Origin of the sequence: Achromobacter piechaudii NBRC 102461 (assembly GCF_001571245.1) — a bacterium.
GTDB classification, from domain to species: Bacteria; Pseudomonadota; Gammaproteobacteria; order Burkholderiales; family Burkholderiaceae_B; genus Achromobacter; species Achromobacter piechaudii.
Genome location: NZ_BCTK01000004.1, coordinates 1 through 20,443, shown reverse-complemented (window position 1 = coordinate 20,443; position 20,443 = coordinate 1). Strand labels below are relative to the sequence as shown.

General features: G+C 64.2%; 16 protein-coding genes, 1 rRNA gene and 1 other RNA gene. 2 read left to right on the top strand and 16 right to left on the bottom strand.

What is annotated here, in order from left to right:
- Position 1: 1 nt before the first annotated feature.
- The 12 genes from API01S_RS06710 to rnpB form a co-directional block, all read right to left on the bottom strand.
- Complete coding sequence (locus tag API01S_RS06710; RefSeq protein ID WP_050728135.1) at positions 2 to 952, bottom strand: D-alanine--D-alanine ligase; 951 nt, start codon at positions 950 to 952, stop codon at positions 2 to 4.
- Positions 949 to 2,355 carry a UDP-N-acetylmuramate--L-alanine ligase gene (gene murC, locus API01S_RS06705; RefSeq protein WP_006217467.1) on the bottom strand — a complete coding sequence of 469 codons (1,407 nt, stop codon included), beginning with the start codon at positions 2,353 to 2,355 and terminating at the stop codon, positions 949 to 951. Before murC ends, API01S_RS06710 begins: the two co-directional genes overlap by 4 nt.
- Positions 2,352 to 3,428: an undecaprenyldiphospho-muramoylpentapeptide beta-N-acetylglucosaminyltransferase gene (gene murG / locus API01S_RS06700; protein ID WP_006217466.1), complete on the bottom strand. Its 1,077-nt coding sequence runs from the start codon at positions 3,426 to 3,428 to the stop codon at positions 2,352 to 2,354. Before murG ends, murC begins: the two co-directional genes overlap by 4 nt.
- Positions 3,425 to 4,618 (bottom strand): putative lipid II flippase FtsW, encoded by a 1,194-nt coding sequence (ftsW, locus tag API01S_RS06695; RefSeq protein WP_050728137.1) that lies wholly within the window; start codon positions 4,616 to 4,618, stop codon positions 3,425 to 3,427. Before ftsW ends, murG begins: the two co-directional genes overlap by 4 nt.
- Positions 4,615 to 6,147, bottom strand: a complete 1,533-nt coding sequence (gene murD, locus API01S_RS06690; protein WP_061303926.1) for a UDP-N-acetylmuramoyl-L-alanine--D-glutamate ligase — start codon at positions 6,145 to 6,147, stop codon at positions 4,615 to 4,617. The genes ftsW and murD overlap by 4 nt, the downstream gene beginning before the upstream one ends.
- Positions 6,144 to 7,313, bottom strand: coding sequence for a phospho-N-acetylmuramoyl-pentapeptide-transferase (mraY, locus tag API01S_RS06685; protein WP_006217463.1), 1,170 nt, complete (start codon positions 7,311 to 7,313; stop codon positions 6,144 to 6,146). Before mraY ends, murD begins: the two co-directional genes overlap by 4 nt.
- Positions 7,303 to 10,161, bottom strand: coding sequence for a bifunctional UDP-N-acetylmuramoyl-L-alanyl-D-glutamate--2,6-diaminopimelate ligase MurE/UDP-N-acetylmuramoyl-tripeptide--D-alanyl-D-alanine ligase MurF (gene murF, locus API01S_RS06680; protein WP_061303923.1), 2,859 nt, complete (start codon positions 10,159 to 10,161; stop codon positions 7,303 to 7,305). Before murF ends, mraY begins: the two co-directional genes overlap by 11 nt.
- Positions 10,158 to 11,888, bottom strand: a complete 1,731-nt coding sequence (locus tag API01S_RS06675; protein WP_006217461.1) for a peptidoglycan D,D-transpeptidase FtsI family protein — start codon at positions 11,886 to 11,888, stop codon at positions 10,158 to 10,160. The genes murF and API01S_RS06675 overlap by 4 nt, the downstream gene beginning before the upstream one ends.
- Positions 11,885 to 12,175, bottom strand: a complete 291-nt coding sequence (gene ftsL, locus API01S_RS06670) for a cell division protein FtsL (protein WP_006217460.1) — start codon at positions 12,173 to 12,175, stop codon at positions 11,885 to 11,887. The genes API01S_RS06675 and ftsL overlap by 4 nt, the downstream gene beginning before the upstream one ends.
- Positions 12,175 to 13,272 carry a 16S rRNA (cytosine(1402)-N(4))-methyltransferase RsmH gene (gene rsmH, locus API01S_RS06665; RefSeq protein WP_006217459.1) on the bottom strand — a complete coding sequence of 366 codons (1,098 nt, stop codon included), beginning with the start codon at positions 13,270 to 13,272 and terminating at the stop codon, positions 12,175 to 12,177. The genes ftsL and rsmH overlap by 1 nt, the downstream gene beginning before the upstream one ends.
- Before the next feature lie 8 nt (positions 13,273 to 13,280).
- Positions 13,281 to 13,709, bottom strand: a complete 429-nt coding sequence (gene mraZ, locus API01S_RS06660; protein WP_006226256.1) for a division/cell wall cluster transcriptional repressor MraZ — start codon at positions 13,707 to 13,709, stop codon at positions 13,281 to 13,283.
- Between the two features lie 353 nt (positions 13,710 to 14,062).
- An RNA gene (gene rnpB, locus API01S_RS06655) (RNase P RNA component class A) lies at positions 14,063 to 14,468 on the bottom strand.
- Between the two features lie 131 nt (positions 14,469 to 14,599).
- On the opposite strand from rnpB, the gene API01S_RS06650 reads away from it, so the two are divergent.
- The gene (locus API01S_RS06650) at positions 14,600 to 16,426 is read left to right on the top strand and encodes an ATP-binding cassette domain-containing protein (protein ID WP_061303922.1); all 1,827 of its coding nucleotides are present in this window, start codon (positions 14,600 to 14,602) and stop codon (positions 16,424 to 16,426) included.
- Between the two features lie 128 nt (positions 16,427 to 16,554).
- On the opposite strand, the gene pyrC is transcribed toward API01S_RS06650, so the two are convergent.
- Both pyrC and API01S_RS06640 read right to left on the bottom strand, forming a co-directional pair.
- A complete protein-coding gene (gene pyrC, locus API01S_RS06645) occupies positions 16,555 to 17,634 on the bottom strand; it encodes a dihydroorotase (RefSeq protein WP_085947692.1) in 1,080 nt (359 codons plus the stop codon).
- The gene (locus API01S_RS06640) at positions 17,630 to 18,823 is read right to left on the bottom strand and encodes a M20 aminoacylase family protein (protein WP_006217454.1); all 1,194 of its coding nucleotides are present in this window, start codon (positions 18,821 to 18,823) and stop codon (positions 17,630 to 17,632) included. Before API01S_RS06640 ends, pyrC begins: the two co-directional genes overlap by 5 nt.
- A gap of 147 nt (positions 18,824 to 18,970) precedes the next feature.
- Here API01S_RS06640 and API01S_RS06635 point away from each other — a divergent pair, with 147 nt between their 5' ends.
- Complete coding sequence (locus API01S_RS06635; protein WP_006217453.1) at positions 18,971 to 19,249, top strand: SWIB/MDM2 domain-containing protein; 279 nt, start codon at positions 18,971 to 18,973, stop codon at positions 19,247 to 19,249.
- A gap of 478 nt (positions 19,250 to 19,727) precedes the next feature.
- Here API01S_RS06635 and API01S_RS06630 read toward each other — a convergent pair whose 3' ends face one another.
- Positions 19,728 to 20,147, bottom strand: a complete 420-nt coding sequence (locus tag API01S_RS06630) for a DUF4870 family protein (RefSeq protein ID WP_061303920.1) — start codon at positions 20,145 to 20,147, stop codon at positions 19,728 to 19,730.
- Positions 20,148 to 20,323: 176 nt separating this feature from the next.
- Positions 20,324 to 20,436, bottom strand: a 5S ribosomal RNA gene (rrf, locus tag API01S_RS06625).
- Positions 20,437 to 20,443 lie beyond the last annotated feature (7 nt).

The following is a 20,443-nucleotide window of genomic DNA, read 5'->3' as shown; positions in this document are numbered from 1 at the left end:
GTCAAGCGTTACGCGGGGCGCTGTGCACTTTGCACGAGGCCTCGGACAGAATCGACACGCAAAGGTCGGCGTAGCTGATACCGACGGCCTTGGCGGCCATCGGCACCAGCGAATGGCTGGTCATGCCAGGCGAGGTATTCATTTCAAGCAACCACGGCCGGTTGTCCCGGTCGAGGATGAAATCGGCGCGGCCCCAGCCTTCGCAGCCCAATGCCTGATACGCCTTGACGGCGATCTCGGCGACTTCCTCGGCCACGCCGTCGGGCAGCGTCGCCGGGCAGAAGTACTGGGTGTCGTCAGAGAAATACTTGTGTTCGTAGTCGTAGTTGCCGCCCGGCGCGGCGATTTCGATCACGGGCAGTGCGCGCGCGCCCTTGCCCGAGCCCAGCACCGCCACGGTCAGTTCGCGGCCAATGATGAACTGTTCGGCCAGCACCACGCTGTCAAAGCGCGCGGCGGCGGCATAGGCTTCCTTCATGTCGGAATAGCCCACGACCTTGGTGATGCCGACAGTCGATCCTTCATGCGGCGGCTTGATGATCAGCGGCAGGCTCAGACGATCCGGCACCAGGCGAAGTTCCGTGTCGGCATCCAGCACTTCGAATTCAGGCGTAGGCAGGCCGACTTGCAGCCACACGCGCTTGGTCATGGTTTTGTCCATGGCCAGCGCCGAGGCCATCGGGCCGCTGCCGGTATACGGAATGCCCAGCAATTCCAGCGCGCCCTGGATCGTGCCGTCTTCGCCGTAGCGGCCATGCAGCGCGATGAAGACGCGGTCGAAGCCTTCGGCGGCCAGTTCGGCCAGGCTGCGTTCACCGGTATCGAACAGGTGCGCGTCCACGCCAGCGCTGGCAAGCGCCTGCTGCACGCCCTTGCCGGACATCAACGACACTTCGCGCTCCGCGGAGCGGCCACCGTACAACACACCAACCTTGCCGAATTGCGCGCTCATGCCAGCTCTCCTACTTGGGCGGGGACCTTGCTGATCGAACCCGCTCCCATCACGATCACGACATCGCCATCGCGCACGAAGTCGACCACAGCCTGCGGCAGTTCAGCCACGTCCTCGACGAATACCGGTTCGACCTTGCCCGCAACGCGCAGCGCACGCGACAGCGCGCGGCCGTCAGCCGCCACCAGAGGCGGTTCGCCCGCGGCATAGACCTCGGTCAGCAACACGGCGTCCGCCGTGCCCAGCACCCGCACGAAATCTTCGAAGCAGTCACGCGTTCGCGTATAGCGGTGCGGCTGGAAGGCCAGCACGATGCGGCGATCCGGCCAGGCGCCGCGCGCGGCGGACAACGTGGCAGCCATCTCGACCGGGTGGTGGCCGTAGTCATCGATGACCGTAAAGGTGCCGCCACCATGGCTGGCCGGCACCGGGAATTCGCCCGTCTGCGTGAAGCGGCGGCCCACGCCCTTGAAGGCGGCCAGCGATTCGCGGATGGCGTCGTCGGAAACGCCCAGCTCGGTGGCCACCGCAATGGCGGCCAGCGCGTTGCGCACGTTGTGCAGGCCGGGCAGGTTCAGTTCGACCTGCAAGGGCGGCAGCAGCGTGTCGCGGTGCGTGCGCTGCACGTTGAAGCGCATGCGCGTGCCGGACGGCTGGACTTCGTAGGCGCGCACCTGCGCGTCTTCATTCAGGCCATACGTGGTGATCGGGCGCGACACGAACGGCATGATCTCGCGCACGTTGGCGTCGTCCGAGCACAGCACCGCGCTGCCGTAGAACGGCAGGCGCTGCGTGAATTCGATGAAAGCGCTTTTCAGGCGGGCCACGTCGTGCCCGTAGGTGTCCATGTGGTCGGCATCGATGTTGGTCACGATGGCCATCACCGGCAGCAGATTCAGGAACGACGCGTCCGACTCATCGGCCTCGACCACGATGTAGTCGCCCTGCCCCAACCGCGCGTTGGCGCCCGCCGAATTCAAACGGCCGCCAATCACGAAAGTGGGGTCCAGGTCGCCTGCGGCGAGCACGCTTGCGACCAGGCTGGTGGTCGTGGTCTTGCCATGCGTGCCGGCCACGGCGATGCCGCGCTTCAGGCGCATCAGTTCGGCCAGCATGAGGGCGCGCGGCACCACCGGGATGCGCGCCGCGCGGGCCGCGATCACTTCGGGGTTGTCGCCCGCCACGGCGGTGGACGTGACGATGGCTGCCGCGCCGGTGACGTTGCTGGCGACGTGGCCGATTGCGATCTTCACGCCCAGGCTGGCCAGGCGACGCGTCACAGCCGACTCGTTCAGGTCGGAACCGCTGATCGTGTAGCCCAGGTTGAGCAGCACTTCGGCAATGCCGCTCATGCCCGAGCCGCCAATGCCTACGAAATGGATATGTTGAATTCTGTGTTTCATGATCTACGCCCCGCTGCTTGTTCGCAGACATCGGCGATATGCGCGGCGGCTTCCGGCTGCGCATGCGCGCGGGCCCGGACGGCGACGGCCGCAAGTTCTTGTCGGGAGCGCTGGGCCAGCCAGTCCGCCAGCCATTCGGGCGTCATGGCGGTCTGCGGCTGTAGCCAGGCAGCTTCTGCGTCGCTGAGAAAGCGCGCATTGGCGGTCTGATGGTCATCGATGGCATGCGGGAACGGCACGAACAGCGCGGCGACGCCAGCGGCCGCCACTTCGGACACCGTCATGGCGCCCGCGCGGCAGATCAGCAGATCGGCATCGCCCATGGCGCCCGCCATGTCATCGATGAACGCGCGGCAATCGGCCTGCACACCCGCTTGGGCGTAGGCTTGTTGCAGCGCGGGTAAATGTTGTTCGCCAGCCTGATGGATGACCATCGGACGGCGCTCTTGCGGCAGGCGCGCCAACGCCTGCGGCACGGTGGTGTTCAAGGCTTGCGCCCCCAGGCTTCCACCCACCACGAGCAGCTTGAGCGGGCCGCTGCGTTCGGCATAACGAACCGCCGGATCCGGCAGCGCGCACAGGTCCGCGCGCACGGGGTTACCCAGCGCTTCGCCCTTGGGCAGCACACCGGGAAAGCCACTGAGCACGCGGCGCGACATCTTGGCCAGGCACTTGTTCGCGGTGCCGGCCACGGCATTTTGTTCGTGCACGACCAGCGGCGTGCCGCGCAGGGCTGCAATCACGCCCCCCGGGAACGCCACATAGCCGCCCATGCCCAGCACCACGTCCGGACGCACGTGCGCCAGTCGGGACCAGGCTTGGGCGAAGGCGCGCAGCAGCAGGAACGGCAGCTTGAGCAGCGCGGACGCACCCTTGCCGCGCACGCCCTGAAAGCGCAACGGCACCAGTTCGATACCGCGCGGCGGCACGAGCTTGCCTTCCATCTTGTCGGGGTTGCCCAGCCACAGCACGCGCCAGCCGCGTTCGCGCAGCACATCGGCCACGGCCAGGCCGGGCATGATGTGGCCGCCGGTGCCGCCGGCCATGATGAGAATGGTGCGCGCGGTCGTCATACCCGTCCCCCGCGCATCATCACCCGGTTTTCCACGTCGACGCGGATCAGCATGGCCAGTGCGCACAGGTTCATCACCACGCCCGAACCGCCGTAGCTCATCAAGGGCAAGGTCAGGCCCTTGGTCGGCAGCAGGCCCAGGCACACGCCCATGTTGATGAAAGACTGCACGCCGAACCACATCGCTACGCCATGCGCCACCAGGCCCGCGAACGTGCGTTCCATGGCGATCGCCTGACGGCCGATATCGAAACCGCGATAGACGATGATGGCGAACAGCGTGATGACGGCCATCACGCCGACAAAGCCCAGTTCTTCGCCCACCACCGCCATCAGGAAGTCGGTGTGCGCTTCGGGCAGGTAATGCAGTTTCTCGACGCTGGCGCCCAGGCCCACGCCCAGCCATTCGCCACGACCCAAGGCAATCAGCGAATGCGACAACTGATACGCGCTGCCGTAGGCGTTGTCTTCATTCCAGGGATCCAGGTACGCGAACAGGCGCGCACGGCGCCACGGCGACAACCAGATCAGCATCAGGAACGTGCCGACCAGCACGGCCAGCAAGCTGCTGAAGTACTTGCCGTTGATGCCGCCCAGGAACAGGATGCCGATGGCGATGGCGACGATCACCATGAAGGCGCCCAGGTCGGGTTCAAGCAGCAGCAACATGCCCACGCCCGCCAGTGCAAAGGCCATCGGCAAAAAGCCGCGGGCAAACGCCTGCATGTGTTCCTGCTTGCGCACCGTGTAGTCGGCGGCGTAGAGCAACGCCGCCAGCTTCATCAATTCAGACGGCTGGAAGTTCAGCGGACCCAGCGGAATCCAGCGATGCGCGCCGTTGACTTCGCGGCCGATGCCCGGGATCAGCACGGCCACCAGCAACACCATCGCCACCACGAAGAGCGGCACCGCCATACGCTGCCAGACGCGAATCGGAATGGCCAGCACCACCGCCCCCGCCAGCAAACCGGCACTGACGAACAGGCCGTGGCGGATCACGAAGTAGTAGCGGCCATAGGAGGCGTAACGCGGGCCGTCGGCCAACGCGATCGACGCCGAATACACCATCAGCAAGCCGAGCAGCAGCAAGGTCGATGCCGCGATGACCAGCGGCAGATCGAAGTTGCGCATCTTGGTGCGGCCAGGCCGCACGGCGTTGACGCTGGCGGTGAGATCGGCGATCAGGCTCATGCCACCTCTCCCCGGTCACGGGCCAGGTCTTCGACCTCTTCCATGAACACTTGTCCACGGTGCGGATAATTGCGGAACATGTCCAGGCTGGCGCAGGCCGGCGACAGCAGCACGGCGTCGCCCGGCTGCGCCAATTCGGCGGCGCCTCGCACGGCGGCATGCAGCGAATCGACGGTGATGCAGTTGACGCCGGTAGACGCCAGCACGCGGCCGATCTCCGGGCCATCCACGCCGATCAGCATGACGGCGCGCGCATGGCGCGACACCACCGGAATCAGCGGCGAGAAATCCTGGCCCTTGCCTTGGCCACCTGCAATCAGCACGACCGGCTGGCCCAGCCCTTCCAACGCGGCGACGGTAGCGCCCACGTTCGTGCCCTTGCTGTCATTGATGTAGTCCACGCCCCCGATCTGGCGCACGAACGCCGCACGATGCGGTTCGCCCGCGTACTCGCGCAGGGTGCGCAACATGGCGCCCCAACCCAAGTCCAGGCAGCGCGCCAGCTGCAAGGCAGCCAATGCGTTCAGCGCGTTGTGGATGCCGCGGATGCGCAGCGCGTCCACGGGCATCAGGCGGCTCATGCGGCCGTTGGCGCGCACCGGCTCGGGCGCGTCCTTCTTGCGGCGCGTGGGCGGCGCGGGTTCATCGAAATCGCTGGGTTCGGAGGCGACCAGCCAGGCCACGCCCTGTCCGAGTTCAAGCCCCATGTCGCCGACCAGTTCGGGCATGTCGCGGCCGAAGCTGCGCACGTTCAGCGCGTTCACGGTCGGCACCATGGCGATGGTCAGCGGGTCGTCGCGGTTGACGATGGCGATACGCGCCATCGTCAAGATACGTGCCTTGGCGGCGGCATAGGCGTCCATGCCGCCGTGCCAGTCCAGATGATCCTGCGTGACATTGAGCACGACAGCGGCATCCGCCATCAGCGAGCGCGTGGTTTCCAGTTGGAAGCTGGACAGCTCCAGCACCCACACCTGCGGCAACGCGTCGTTGTCCAGCGCATCCATCAGCGCCGTCAGCGCCGCCGGGCTGATATTTCCAGCCGCGACCACGGACAACCCGCTTGCATCGATCAGGTCACGCGTCAGCGCCGTCACGGTGGTCTTGCCATTGGTGCCCGTAACGGTCAGCAGACGCGGACGGTATTCCTGCGTTTCGGCCAGATCAGCCAAAGCGCGAGCAAACAATTCGATCTCGCCGACCACTTCGATGCCACGGGCCTCGGCCTCGCGCAGCAAGTCGGCAGCGGGTGCTTGCGCCGGGGCCAGGCCCGGGCTTAACACCACCTGCGTGACGCCATCGAGCAACGCGACGTCGAACGAGGCATCGCAGCCCAGACGGTATTGCACGTCACTTTGCGCCAGCGCGTCTTTCAAGGCCGCTAGCCCACCCGGTTCAGCGCGCGTGTCGGCCACACGCAAGCGGGCGCCCAGGCGGGCGCACCAGCGTGCGGCGGCGACACCCGTCTCGCCCAATCCGAGGATCAGCACGAGCGGCGCGTCAGCGCGGGAGGTTTCCATCATATTCATCGCAACTTCAGGGTTGAGAGGCCAATCAGCACCAGCATCATGCTGATGATCCAGAAACGCACGACCACCTGGGTTTCTTTCCAGCCGCCCACTTCAAAGTGATGATGCAACGGGGCCATGCGGAATATGCGTCTACCTGTTCCATAACGTCGCTTGGTGTACTTGAACCAAGTCACCTGGATCATCACCGACAGCGTTTCCACCACGAACACACCGCCCATGATGAACAGCACGATCTCCTGGCGCACGATGACGGCTATGGTGCCCAGCGCGCCGCCCAGCGCAAGCGCGCCGACGTCGCCCATGAAGACCTGGGCCGGATACGCGTTGAACCATAAAAAGGCGAGTCCCGCGCCCCCTATCGCCGCGCACAGCACCATGAGCTCGGACGCGCCGGGTATATAGGGAAAGAGCAGGTACTTCGAATAGTCGACGCGGCCGACCACGTAGGCAAAGATGCCCAACGCGCTGCCCACCATCACGGTGGGCATGATGGCCAGGCCGTCCAGGCCGTCGGTGAGGTTCACGGCGTTGCTCGTGCCGACAATCACGGCCCACGTCAGCGCCACGAAACCCAGCACGCCCAGCGGATAGCTGACCGACTTGAAGAACGGCACGATCAAGTCGGCGCGCGTCGGCAGCGACATCGTGAAGCCGCTACCTACCCATGCCTTGAACAAGGGCCAGAGGTCGGTATTGGCGGGCGCCGAAACAGCAAACGCCAGGTAGACGGCGGCGATCATGCCGATCGTCGCCTGCCAGAAGAATTTCTGCCGCGCGGGCATGCCTTCGGGATCGCGATAGACCACCTTGCGGTAATCGTCCATCCAGCCGATCCAGCCGAAGCCGAAGGTCACCAGCAGCACCACCCACACGAAGCGGTTGGTCCAGTCGGCCCACAGCAAGGTGCTGATGGCGATGGAAATCAGGATCAGCACGCCGCCCATCGTGGGGGTGCCGGTCTTGACCAGATGCGTTTCCGGGCCATAGGCGCGCACGGCCTGGCCGATCTTCATTTCGGTCAACTTGCGAATCACACGCGGACCGGCCACCAGGCCGATCAGCAACGCCGTCGCGCACGCCAGCACGGCGCGCAAAGTGATGTATTCGAACACGCCCAGGGCGCGCACATCATCGGAAAGCAGACGGGCTAGCTCAAGCAGCATGCTGCTCTCCCTGCGCCTTGGCCGTCTGTCCGTCGTTCGTGGAAAAAGCCGTCACTACCCGCTCCATGCGCATAAAGCGCGATCCCTTTATCAATACGCTGGACGGGCGCAAGCCGCGCAAGGCGGCAACCACTTCGTCTACCGATGCGCAGGCGTGTGCGCCAGCGCCGTAAGCGGCGGCTGCCGCGCGGCTGGCTTCACCTAGCGTGATCAACGCGTCGAGCCCTTGCTCGCGCGCATAGTTGCCCACCTCGGCATGCAAGGCGGGGCCGTTGTCCCCGATTTCACCCATGTCGCCCAGCACCAGAACACGCGTGCCGGCGATACGCGCCAACACGTCGATGGCTACGCGCACCGAATCGGGGTTGGCATTGTAGGTGTCATCGATCAGCAACGTTCCGTCGCTCATTTTCTTGTGCTGCATGCGCCCGGCAACGGGTGAAAAGCGGGCCAGAGCGCGCACGGCGCAGTCCAGCGGCACGCCCGAAGCGATGGCGCTGGCGATGGCGGCCAGGGCATTGCGCAGGTTATGCAGGCCGGGCACCGGCAGGGCCAGGTCCGCAACGCCCACCGGCGTCACGACGCGGCAGCGCGTCGAATCCACGTCGGCAAGAATCTGTTCAGCGTAGACGTCCAAACCCGGCTGCAAGCCGAATCGCAACACGCGGCGCGGTTCGGCCAATGCGTCCCAGATGGCGCAGTACGGCTCATCGCCGGGGTACACGGCCACGCCGTCATCGGGCAGCGCGGCAATGGCTGCGCCGTTCTCGTGCGCCACCGCTTCCACGGTGTGCATGAATTCCTGATGCTCGCGCTGGGCGTTGGTCACGAGCGTCACGGTGGGCGCCGCCATGGCGGCAAGCTGCGCGATTTCGCCCGGGTGGTTCATGCCGAGTTCGAACACCGCCGCGCGATGCTCGGCGCGCAGACGCAGCAGCGTCAACGGCACGCCGATGTCATTATTCAAGTTGCCAGCCGTGGCCAGCCGGCCCGACTCGCCTTGCCACTCGGCCAACATCGCCGAGATCATTTCCTTGGTGGTCGTCTTGCCGTTGCTGCCGGTCACCGCCACGACGGGCAGCGTGAACTGCGCGCGCCACGCCGCGCCGATGCGCATCAACGCAATGCGGGTGTCGCCCAGCACCAGTTGCGGCAGCTTCGAGTCGGACACGGCGTGCGCCACGACCGCCGCGCAGGCGCCACGGCCTTCGGCCTGATCCAGATAGTTGTGCGCGTCGAAATTCTCGCCGACCAGCGCCACGAACAATTCGCCCGGGCCGATGCGGCGGGTATCCGTCGATACGCCCGAGACCTGCGGAAGCAGCAGCGCCAGGCGCGCCCATTCACGGTCATCGAAGGGCAGCTTGTCGCCGCCGATGTCTTGATACGTTTCATGGCCCTTGCCGGCGAGCAGCACCACGTCATCGGGTGAGGCGGACCAGATGGTCTGCATGATGGCGCGCGCGCGGTCGACCTGAACGTCGACGTTCGCGGCTGGGGGGATGCCGGCCAGGATCTGGTCGATGATGTCCTGAGGTGATTCAGTGCGTGGATTGTCGCTGGACACCACGACATGGTCGGCCAGCTGCGCGGCGATACGGCCCATTTCGGGGCGCTTGCCCGGGTCGCGCTCGCCACCGCATCCAAACAGGCAGATCAGGCGGCCGGATCTGGCCACCGCCACGGCGCGCAGCGCGGTCAGCGCACGCGACAAGGCATCCGGCGTGTGGGCGTAATCCACCACCACCAACGCCCCCCGGCCTGCGGAGGACTGCGTTGACGTCGTCACGGGCTCGACGGTTTGCAGGCGGCCGTCGACCGGGTCCGTCGCGGCCAGCTCGCGTGCGATCTGCGCGAACGGCAGGCCCAGCTTGTACAGCACGCCGGCCACCAGCAAAAGGTTCGACACGTTGTGCGCGCCCAGCAGACGCGTCACGATCTGGGCCTCGCCATGCGGCGACACCAGCGTGAAGATCTGGCCTTGCGATGTGGCTTGCAAGTCCCGCGCGCGCATCGCGGCGGGAATGTCGGGAGAGTCGCTCAGGCTGTAGCCCATCGCGGCCATGCCCGTCGGCAGGCTGGCGAGCAGACGACGGCCGGCTTCGTCGTCGGCGTTGACGACGGCGGCGGTCAGCCCGGGCCAATTGAACAGGCGAGCCTTGGCGGCCTCGTAGCGTTCCATCGTGCCGTGGTAGTCGAGATGGTCGCGCGTCAGGTTGGTGAAGGCGGCCAAGGCCACGCGCACACCATCCAGCCTGCCTTGCTCGATGCCGATCGACGACGCTTCCATTGCCACGGCCTGGGCGCCCGCATCGCGCATTGCAGCAAGCGTACGGTGCACGGTCAGGACGTCGGGCGTCGTCAGATCGCCGCCCAGCGTACGGCCATCGGGCAGCACGGCGCCCAGAGTGCCTATGGTGCCGCAGGGCTTGTCGTTGCGGCTAAGTGCATGCGCGATCCATTGCACCGACGAGGTCTTGCCGTTGGTGCCCGTTACCGCTACCACCGCCAACGCGGCGGACGGCCGGCCGTACCAGGTGTCGGCCAGTTCACCCAGCAGGGCGCGCAAGCCGGTCACCGGCAACATCGGGGTGCTTCCGGCGGCGGCTTGCAGCGCGTCGCTGCCAGGCGCTTCGAACAACACAGCGCTGGCGCCCAGCGCCAACGCCTTATCTATATAGAGACGTCCGTCGCTGGACAGGCCCGGGCAGGCAACGAACACGTCGCCCGGCTCGATATCGCGCGAGTCCAGCTTCAGGTGCGCCGTCAACGAGACGCGCGCATGCAACCACGCCACGGTTTCAGCAACCGTGGCGACAGGGGTGGAGAGGAAGCCTTTGGCGCTCATCTGCCTGGCTCCTTGAGACCAGCAACAATCGTGGATTCAAAAGGTGCGTCGGGCCGCACCCCCATCAACCGCAGGCTCCCCCCCACGATGTGGGAGAACACGGGTGCGGCGATGGCGCCGCCGTAATAACCGCCAACGGTGGGCTCGTCGATAGACACGGCCACGACGATCTTGGGATCCGACACCGGCGCGAAGCCCACGTATGAGCTGCGGTAGCGCTGCATGCTGTATTTGCCGTCGACGATCTTGCGCGCCGTGCCGCTCTTGCCGGCCACGCGGTAGCCCTGCACCTGAGCGGCCTTCGTGCCTTCGGGGCCAGCGGCGGCTTCGAGCATGGCGCGCACCATGGCCGTGGTCTTGGGCGTGTAGATCTTGACGCTGGTGGGGTCGCTGTCGCGCTTGACCAGGGTCAGGGAAACCATGTCGCCGTTGCGAGCGAAAACGGTATAGGCCCGAGCCACTTGCAGCAGCGAGACCGACAGGCCGTAACCGTAGGCCATCGTCGCTTTTTCGATCAGGCGCCAGCGGTCCCAGGGACGCAGACGACCGGGCGCCGCGCCGGGGAATCCCACCTGGGGCGCCTGCCCCAGCCCCAATTCGGTGAAGCGGTCCCACATTTCGCGGGATTCCAGCTTCTCGGAAATCATGGTCATGCCGATGTTGCTGGACTTGCGCAACACGCCGGCCACATCCAACGTGCCATTGCGGCTGACGTCGCTGATCGTGCTGCCTTGATACGTGAAGCGGCCGTTGCCGGTTTCAAACAGCGTCGACGTGGTGATGCGGCCCAGATCCAGCGCCAGCGCTGCCGTGAACGGCTTCATGATCGAGCCGGGCTCGAACGTATCGGTAATGGCCTGGTTGCGCAGTTTGGAACCATGGAAGGTTTCGCGCTTGTTCGGATCGAAGGTCGGCACATTGGCCAACGCCAGGATTTCACCCGTGTGCACGTCCACGACCACGGCGGTAGCGCCCTTGGCCTGGTGCTTGTCCATGGCGTCCTTCAATTCCTTGAACACCAGGTATTGCAAACGGGTATCGATCGACAGGCGCAGGTCACGGCCATCGACGGGCAAAGTCACGGCTTGCACGTCTTCGATCACACGGCCCAAGCGGTCCTTGATGACGCGACGGCTGCCCGGGCGGCCCTGCAGTTGCTGGTTGAACGTCAGTTCAACGCCTTCCTGGCCCTGATCTTCAACGTTGTTGAAGCCCACGACGTGCGCCATCACGTCGCCGTCGGGGTAATAGCGGCGCGTTTCGGGCTGCTGATGCACGCCCGGCATGTTCAGTTGCTTGATCTTGTCGGCCACGTCCATCGACACCTGACGCTTCAGGTAGACGAAGTTCTTGTCTTCGTCGACCAGGCGATGGCGCAGGTCGGCGGCCGGCATTTCCAGCAGTTTGGCCAGCCCGTCCATCTGGGCGGGCGTGCCTTGCTTGGCGTCTTCCGGAATAGCCCAGATGGCGCGCGCGGGCACGCTCGATGCCAGCACCGCGCCATTGCGGTCCATGATCTTGCCACGCGTGGCGGCCAGCGTCAGCGTGCGTTCATAGCGGCGTTCACCCTGCTGCTGCAGGAACTCCGTCGACAGCCCTTGCAGGAACAGGGCGCGGCCCGCCAACACGGTGAACCCGCCAAACAGCAGGATCAGCACGAGGCGTGCGCGCCATGAGGGCAATTGCCCGCGCAGCACGGGGTTATCGAAGAAGGGAACGCGCTTCATTGAGCGCCTCCGGCGGCGGAGACCGGGGCCTGGTTCACATAGAGCGTGCGGTCCGGAACGATGGAAATCATCTTCAGGCCGTCGCGTGCGATGGCGTCCACCCGCGCGTTGCGGGCGAGTTCGGCGCGTTCAAGCTGAAGGCGGCGCCAGTTGGTTTCCAGGTCGCGCGCCTGTGCCTGATCACGTCCCAACTCAACAAAGAGCTGGCGCGACTGATACCGGCTGGTGACCAGGGATATGGCCGACAGCATCAGTAACGCCGCAACGATCAGGTTGACACGACCCATCAGCGCCGCCCCCCTTTACCACCGCGCCGAGGCGGCGGGGCCAGCTCGCTGCCGGGCAGCGAGCCGATCTTCACAAAAGCAAAGCCGCCCTCGGGGGGCAGCGGAGTTTCGGTGCGCTCGGCAACGCGCAAGACCGCGGAACGGGCCCGGGCGTTGCCCGCGACCTCGTCGTCTTCGGCCTGGACGCGTCCGAGGGAACGCAGGATCGGCTGCGGCATTTCGCTTTCGCGCAGCGGCAGGCGTGCATGCGCAGCGGCCGGCCGAGCCGCCGCCACGATGCACTGCTTGACCATGCGGTCTTCAAGCGAATGAAAGCTGATCACTGCCAACCTCCCCCCCGGAGCAAGCAGTTCTAGAGCTGCCGCGAGGGTGCGCGCGAGCTCTTCGAGCTCCCGATTGATGTAAATCCGTAGAGCTTGAAAGGTGCGTGTGGCCGGATGCTGCCCCTTTTCGCGCGTGCGGACGGCGCTGGCGACGCACTCGGCAAGCTCGAGCGTGGTGCACAGCGGCCTTGTTGCGCGGCGAGCAGCAATCGCCTTTGCAACCTGAAAAGCAAACCGTTCTTCGCCATAATCCGCTATGACCTCCCGCATCTCATCCACACTGGCTTGCGCCAGCCATTCCGCCACCGTGGGTCCACGAGTGGTGTCCATCCGCATATCGAGCGGGCCGTCTCGCATGAACGAAAAGCCGCGCTCGGCATCATCGATCTGAGGCGACGAAACGCCCAGATCCAGCATCACGCCATCGACCTTGTCGATGCCAAGCTGCTGCAATTCTTCCGCCATGGTGGCAAAGCCGCCATGCACTACCGTGACCCGCGAGTCCGTCGCCGCCAGCGCGTTGGCTACCGCGATCGCCTCGGGGTCCTTGTCGAACACCACCAGCCGTGCGGACTTGCCCAAACGCCCAAGCAGTTCGCGGCTGTGCCCGCCGCGGCCAAAAGTGCCGTCGACAAACACGCCGCGATCCGCCCGCGTAGCCGTATCCGGCTCGATCTGGGAGTGCGACCGTGCCGCGCCTTTGCCACCAAAATCGGGCAGCAATAGTGCGTCCACCGTCGGCTCCAGCAGAACGGGCCGATGTTCGAATTCCATAAAATTTTTCAGAACGAAAACTGGTTCAACACATCCGGCATACCCTTGGCCAAATCTTCTGCCTCGCGGCTGGCCAGAGTAGCGGCGTCCCACAGCTCGAAGTGCGCGCCCAGACCGAGCAGCATCACATCGCGCGTCATACCGGAAGCGTTGCGCAGTTCAGGAGCGATCAGGACCCGGCCGGAGCCATCCAGTTCCACGTCCTGAGCGTTGCCCAGCAACAGCCGCTGCAACGCACGAGCCGTCATGGGAAAGGCGGCGATCTGCTCGCGCTTCTTTTCCCATTCGGGCCGCGGGTACACCAGCAAGCAGCCGTCGGGGTGGCGGGTCAGGGTCAGCCGGCCATCGGCCTGCGACATCAGCGCGTCACGATGCCGGGTCGGAATCGAGATCCGCCCCTTGGCATCCAGCGTGAGTGCGCTGCTTCCCTGAAACACCACTTTTACCCCACTTAATTGCACAATTTCCTACTATTTCCCACTCTACGGTATGGCAATGGGGCGGTCAAGCGCGTGGTTGCAATTTTTTCAATCACAACAAGGACTTAGACCAATATGTAAATCCGCAAAAAGAAAAACCTCCTGATATATCAGGAGGTTGCGACACACACTAAAAGTCCTGCGTAAGAAGTCGCGCCTAATGACGCCTTTGCATTGTTTTACGCGGCGCCCTTCGCACCGATTGGCAAGGCTTCCCGCCCAACGTGCGTTCCGGGCGCCTGAAAAAAATTGGCCGGCGCATGCCGCGAGGCTGGGCATGCATGCCCAGCGCACCGCGATCAGGAAATTCGATGCAAGACGGGTCTATAGGCCGGATTCTGTACACCAGGTTGCCCTGGCGGACGATCATTCCTCTGCGCGGATCATTGCTGAGCCGCTCTAGCCACCTACCCGCATGCTTGGACGGAGCCGCCCTTCGCGACCCGAGGGCCGCACGCATGCCTATTTGATGTTGCTCCGGGTAGAGGTTGCCGCGTTTCACCCTGAGACGCCGCCATTCGTTGCCGAACGACGCGATACGGAGATGGCCGTACCTGTGCGCGCAAAGCGCGCCCGCTTCCCAGTCTCGTCTCTGTGGCCCTATTCCTCAACCGCGTCCGAAGACGCGACCGGACGGCCGTTAGCCGTTACCCTGCCCTGTGGAGTCCGGACCTTCCTCGATGGATTTGCATCCACCGCGATCGCCCGACCCGCCTTGCGGTTCGTATTCTAGTACAGGTCTGAGCACTGTCCCCGACCGTGCCCGGATCTGGCGTCCGGACGGGGGGCCGAGGTTCCTGCGACAATACGCGTTGATTCGCTTAGAAGCCGCAGAAAAGACCCACTACATGGCCCTCGCTACCCTCATCACCCTGACCGACATCCAGCTGGCCTATGGCCACCACCCGTTGCTGGACCATGCCGATTTCGCCATCCAGGCCGGCGAGCGCATTGGCCTGATCGGCCGCAATGGCGCCGGCAAGTCGTCGCTGCTGAGACTGCTGGATGGCCGCACCCTGCCCGATGACGGCGACATCGCTCGCAGCTCGGGCTTGCGCGTGGCCACTGTCGAACAAGAACCGGAGCTGGACGAGAACGCCACGGTGTTCGACGTGGTGTGCAACGTCGACGGCGACCACGAAGATTGGCAACGTCCCTCGCGCGTGCGCGCCATGCTGGAAAAGCTTGGCCTGCCGGCAGATGTGCAGATCGCCGGCCTGTCGGGCGGCACCCGCAAGCGCGTCGCCCTGGCGCGCGCGCTGGTCGAAGAACCTGACCTGCTGCTGCTGGACGAGCCCACCAACCATCTGGACTTCGAAGGCATCGCCTGGCTGGAAGAAATGCTGCGCGGCTGGCGCGGAGCCGCCGTCATCATCACCCACGATCGCCGCTTCCTGGATGCCGTCACTACCCGCATCGTCGAACTGGACCGCGGCCGCCTGTTGAGCTTTCCGGGCAACTTCTCCCAATGGCAGGAACGCAAAGCCCAGTGGCTGGAATCGGAACGCCTGGAACAAGCACGCTTTGACAAGTTGCTGGCACAGGAAGAAGTCTGGATCCGCAAGGGTGTTGAGGCGCGCCGCACCCGTAACGAAGGCCGCGTGCGCCGCCTGGAGAGCCTGCGAGTCCAGCGCGCAGAGCGCCGTGAGCGCATTGGCGACGTTTCGTTGGCGCTGGCCGAAGGTCAACGCTCAGGCAAGCTCGTGGCCGAACTGGAACACGTCGGCAAGACCTTTGGCGACAAGGTCGTCGTGGACGACTACTCCACCACTATCCTGCGCGGTGACCGCATCGGCATCATCGGTCCCAACGGCGCGGGCAAGACCACGCTGCTCAAGCTGATCCTGGGCGAGATGCAACCCGACAGCGGCACGACACGCCTGGGCACCAACGTAGCCGTCGCGTATTTCGACCAGATGCGCGCGCAGCTGGACGAAAACGCCTCGCTGGTCGACATCATCAGCCCGGGCAGCGAATGGGTTGAAATCGGCGGCACGCGCAAACACGTCATGACCTACCTGGGCGACTTCCTGTTCTCGCCCGCGCGCGCCGGCTCGCCCGTGCGCAGCCTGTCTGGCGGCGAACGTGCGCGGCTGTTGCTGGCCCGACTGTTTGCCCGCCCTGCCAACGTATTGGTTCTGGACGAACCCACCAACGACCTGGATATTGAAACGCTGGAGCTGCTGGAAGAGCTGCTGCAGGAATACGCGGGCACCGTGCTGCTCGTCAGCCACGATCGCGCTTTCCTGAACAACGTCGTCACGCAGACCATCGCCTACGAAGGAGATGGCCATTGGCGAGACTACGTGGGCGGATACGATGAATGGGTCGCACAGCGCCCGGCCCCCGCCGCTAGCGCCAGTGATACGGACGCCACCGCCAAGCCCGTTGACGAAAGCGCCGCGCGCGCCAAGGTCGCCAAACCAAAGCCGGCCAAGGCCAGCAAGATCAACGCATGGGACTTGCGTGAACTGGAAGGCCTGCCGGACGCCATCGCTGCGCTTGAAGCGAAGCAGGCCGAATTGGCGGGCAAGTTGGCGGACGGCAGCCTTTACCGAGACGCGCCGGCGGAAGTCGAGCGCATCAACGGCGAACTTGCCAAGCTGGAGAGCGAGCTCGAAGAGAAATTCGCGCGCTGGGAATTGCTGGAAGCACGCCGGGACGGCACGCTATAAGAACACGCCTATATATATAGGGGTGTCGGCGGGCCTTGCGGCGCGGCGAAACAAAACGGGGTGGACGGCATCAAGCCGGCCACCCCGTTTTATTTGTCTAAAGCGCTGAAAATCTTTGTACCCGCGACTCAGGCATGAGCCCGCCAGGCCAACGCTTCGCCAGCCGCCAACGGCACCAGCGTCGTGTTGCCAAAAGCCAGTTCGGCAGGCACCTGGTATGTTTCGCGCACCAGCGTCAGCGTGCCAGTATTACGCGGCAGGCCGTAGAAGTCGGGGCCATGGAAGCTGGCGAATCCTTCCAGCTTGTCCAGCTTGCCGACGGCGTCGAAGGCCGTTGCATAGAGCTCCATGGCGTGCAGCGCCGTGTAGCAACCGGCACAGCCACAAGCATGTTCCTTCAGGCCGCGCGCGTGGGGCGCGCTGTCGGTGCCCAGGAAAAAGCGCGGGCTGCCGCTGGTAGCCGCCTCGACCAAGGCAAGCCGGTGCGTCTCGCGCTTCAGGATCGGCAGGCAATACCAATGCGGCCGCACGCCGCCCTGGAAGATGGCATTGCGGTTGTACAGCATATGTTGCGGGGTGATCGTCGCGGCGGTCGGCCCTTCGGCGTCTCGCACATACTCCGCGCCTTCCTTCGTCGTGATGTGCTCAAACACCACTTTCAATGCCGGAAACGCGCGGCGCAAAGGCTTCATGACGCGCTCGACAAAAATTGCTTCGCGGTCGAACACGTCGATCGCGGGGTCAGTCACTTCGCCATGCACCAACAACGGCATGCCGCATTTTTCCAGTGCTTCCAGGGCCTTGGTGCACTTGCCCAGCAAGTCGGTCACGCCGGCGTCCGAGTTCGTCGTAGCCCCCGCAGGATAAAGCTTCACCGCGTAGACCTGGCCCGATGCGTGAGCGTTGCGGATCTCTTCGGCAGACGTGTTGTCGGTCAGGTAAAGCGTCATCAAGGGCGTAAAGGCGTCGGGGTTGCCGCCCGCCTTGCGCAATGCCTGAAGAATCCGATCCCGATAGGCCAGCGCCTGCTCGGTGGTTGTCACCGGTGGCTTCAAATTCGGCATGATGATCGCGCGCGCGAATTGGCGCGCGGTGTCGGCCACCACGGCTTCCAGCGCCGCGCCGTCGCGCAGGTGCAGGTGCCAATCATCGGGGCGAGTGATAGTGAGCTGAGTGGTGCTTTGAGTAGACATGGAGGGCTTCTTAATCTGCCAGCGGCATGCCCCGTTCTGCCAGCGCGCAAAACATCGCGCTGCCCAGGGGAATGACCGCATCGTTGAAATCAAAGTGGGAGTTGTGCAGCACGCAGCCCGACTCGGCGCCGCCTTGGCCCAGGCGGAAGTACGCGCCGGGCTTGCTCTGCAACATGAACGAGAAATCTTCGGAGCCCATGGAGGGCACCAGGTCGCGCACCACGTTTTCCTTGCCGATCATTTCGGTTGCGATATCCGCGACCAGGTTGGCATGCTGCGGCGTGTTCAGGGTGGCCGGGTAGATGCGTTCGTAGATCAGTTCGGCTGTCCCGCCGAACGCGCTTGCAATTGCGGTGACCAACTCCCGCATGCGCGTCTCGACCATTTCCTGGACTGACTTGCGAAACGTGCGCACGGTGCCCACCAGCTTGGCTTCGCGCGGGATCACGCTCATGGCGCCGGGGTGACCCGCCTGCATCGATCCGATCGACACCACGGCCGAATCCAACGGGTTCACGTTGCGCGACACGATCGTCTGCAGTGCGGTAATGATCTGGCCCGCGATGGTTACGGGGTCGATGGTCTGATAAGGATGCGCGCCATGGCCGCCGCGTCCGGTGATCTGGATTTCAAAGCGGTCGGCCGCCGCCATCATCGGACCTGGGTTGATGCCGATGGTGCCCGGCCGAAGGCCAGGCCAGTTGTGCAAGGCATAGATCGCATCGCACGGGAAGGTGTCGAAAAGACCATCCTCCAACATGGCGCGCGCGCCGCCTCGGCCTTCTTCCGCCGGTTGAAAAATCAAGACCGCCGTACCGTCGAAATTCCGCGTCTGCGCCAGGTACCTGGCCGCGCCGATCAACACCGCCGTGTGACCGTCGTGCCCGCAACCGTGCATCAGGCCTGGCTTGGTGGACTTGTGGCCGAAGTCGTTGTCCTCCGTCATCGGCAACGCATCCATGTCAGCCCGCAGACCGATCATGCGGCCGCTATCGCAGCGCTTGCCGCGAATGACGCCCACCACGCCGGTCTTGCCAATGCCGCGGTGCACCTCGATGCCCAGCGCTTCCAATGCGCCGGCCACGATCCCGGAAGTTCGGACTTCTTCAAAACCCAATTCGGGATGGGCATGCAGATCGCGCCGCAGCGCAGTCAACTCGTCATGAAAAAGCCGAATTGATTCCAAAGCAGATCGTGCGTACATAGGAGGTTACAGAATCACGTGATAGGGGGGACGGTGCGTGCATTTTAGTTGCTACAGAGGATAAATGCCTTTGTCTTTACCAGAGAGACACGTTATGCTCCGGCCGCAGGACAATTTTTCCAACAGCCAGAGAAGGAGCGCCGCATTATGGCCACAACCTCCAAACCCGCGACCGCGCGCAAGCCGAACGCTGCATTCATGAAGCCCCTGACCCCCAGCGCCGAATTGGCCGCTGTCATCGGCTCGGAAGCCGTGCCGCGTACCGAGGTCACCAAGAAGATCTGGGAATACATCAAGAAGCACAACCTGCAAGATGCCAGCAACAAGCGCAACATCAACGCCGATGCCAAGCTGCGTCCGATCTTTGGCAAAGATCAGGTCACGATGTTCGAACTGACCAAACTGGTCAACGCACATCTGAAGTAAGCAGGCAAAGGGCGTACCCCGTACGTCCCTGCCTCTTGGATTGTCGCGATGCCCTGGCTCCTCGCCGGGCTAGCCAGCTTCTGCATATGCGCTATCTGTAGCGCGCCTTCCTAAATCCACGCCTTGTGGATGCAGCGAATCCCCTCTCCCCCGCTTGCCTGAAGATTCCGGATCGCCCTGACGGCGCTGTTCTGTTCGTGTGCGCGCGCTGTCTGCGCAGCTACGTCGGAACGCGTGATGTGTTTGCTTAGAAGCCACTAGCGCACAGGAGCTGCTGTTCCCAGTCCGGTTTGTCGCCGTCCTGCTATGCCGGCCTAGCTAAAGGGCCGTTGCGGTGCGCCGAGGCCCTTCGCGACACCATCGTTCGGTTCCACTTCGGGGAACAGTCGTATCGCAGCTTTGTCGCACACGCGCGGGGCATAAAAAAAGCCGGCATCTCTGCCGGCCTTCTTGACGCCCTGTAGGCGCATCTTGGCTATCAAGCGTAGGTGGTCGGCGAACTGCCTTCCAACAGCGCCAGCCAGCCTTTGATCAGTCGGTACAGCACCCACACGACAGTGGCGATCAGGCTGATCCAACCGATGAAGATGTAGATGGCGATGGCGCTGATAGCCATCCAAAGCATGGCCCACCAAAAGGTGCGCAGCATCCAGTCGAAATGGCCAGCGTAAACCGTGCCAGCGGCGTCAGAGCGCTTCAGGTACATCAGTACCACGGCCGCCAAGGTCGCAATGCCCAGAATTCCGCTTGTCAGAAAGCCCAGGGCAAATAAACCGTAAGCCACATGGGTCAGCGTGCGCAGGTCCAACGTTGTGCCGGGCACGGGGGTCTGGGGATCACTCACGATAACGCTCCAACGAATTGACTCGGACAATCTTACCGCACAAAACCCACCCATCCACAGGCGTTGTTATTTCGGCACATTCAGCATTGGCGCGGCTTGCAGCCTGATTGAAGGCGCCGTCGACGGCTGGCTTTCGCAGTCAACTACACCTGGCTTCAAGCGCCGAAATTCGTTCTATTTTTCCAAAGACAAAGCCCCGCCGGGAACCGGCGGGGCTTTGCGGGATAAGAGCTTAACGATGACCTACTTTCACAGACGTCCGTCCACTATCATCGGCGCGAAGGCGTTTCACTGTCCTGTTCGGGATGGGAAGGAGTGGTACCACCTTGCTATGGTCGTCAAGCGTAACT

Bases quoted from the DNA above. Each gene is read 5' to 3' on its own strand.
- API01S_RS06710 (WP_050728135.1), bottom strand. From the start codon at position 952: ATGAGCGCGCAATTCGGCAAGGTTGGTGTGTTGTACGGTGGCCGCTCC.
- murC (WP_006217467.1), bottom strand. From the start codon at position 2,355: ATGAAACACAGAATTCAACATATCCATTTCGTAGGCATTGGCGGCTCG.
- murG (WP_006217466.1), bottom strand. From the start codon at position 3,428: ATGACGACCGCGCGCACCATTCTCATCATGGCCGGCGGCACCGGCGGC.
- ftsW (WP_050728137.1), bottom strand. From the start codon at position 4,618: ATGAGCCTGATCGCCGATCTCACCGCCAGCGTCAACGCCGTGCGGCCT.
- murD (WP_061303926.1), bottom strand. From the start codon at position 6,147: ATGAATATGATGGAAACCTCCCGCGCTGACGCGCCGCTCGTGCTGATC.
- mraY (WP_006217463.1), bottom strand. From the start codon at position 7,313: ATGCTGCTTGAGCTAGCCCGTCTGCTTTCCGATGATGTGCGCGCCCTG.
- murF (WP_061303923.1), bottom strand. From the start codon at position 10,161: ATGAGCGCCAAAGGCTTCCTCTCCACCCCTGTCGCCACGGTTGCTGAA.
- API01S_RS06675 (WP_006217461.1), bottom strand. From the start codon at position 11,888: ATGAAGCGCGTTCCCTTCTTCGATAACCCCGTGCTGCGCGGGCAATTG.
- ftsL (WP_006217460.1), bottom strand. From the start codon at position 12,175: ATGGGTCGTGTCAACCTGATCGTTGCGGCGTTACTGATGCTGTCGGCC.
- rsmH (WP_006217459.1), bottom strand. From the start codon at position 13,272: ATGGAATTCGAACATCGGCCCGTTCTGCTGGAGCCGACGGTGGACGCA.
- API01S_RS06650 (WP_061303922.1), top strand. From the start codon at position 14,600: ATGGCCCTCGCTACCCTCATCACCCTGACCGACATCCAGCTGGCCTAT.
- API01S_RS06640 (WP_006217454.1), bottom strand. From the start codon at position 18,823: ATGTACGCACGATCTGCTTTGGAATCAATTCGGCTTTTTCATGACGAG.
- API01S_RS06635 (WP_006217453.1), top strand. From the start codon at position 18,971: ATGGCCACAACCTCCAAACCCGCGACCGCGCGCAAGCCGAACGCTGCA.
- API01S_RS06630 (WP_061303920.1), bottom strand. From the start codon at position 20,147: ATGGGTGGGTTTTGTGCGGTAAGATTGTCCGAGTCAATTCGTTGGAGC.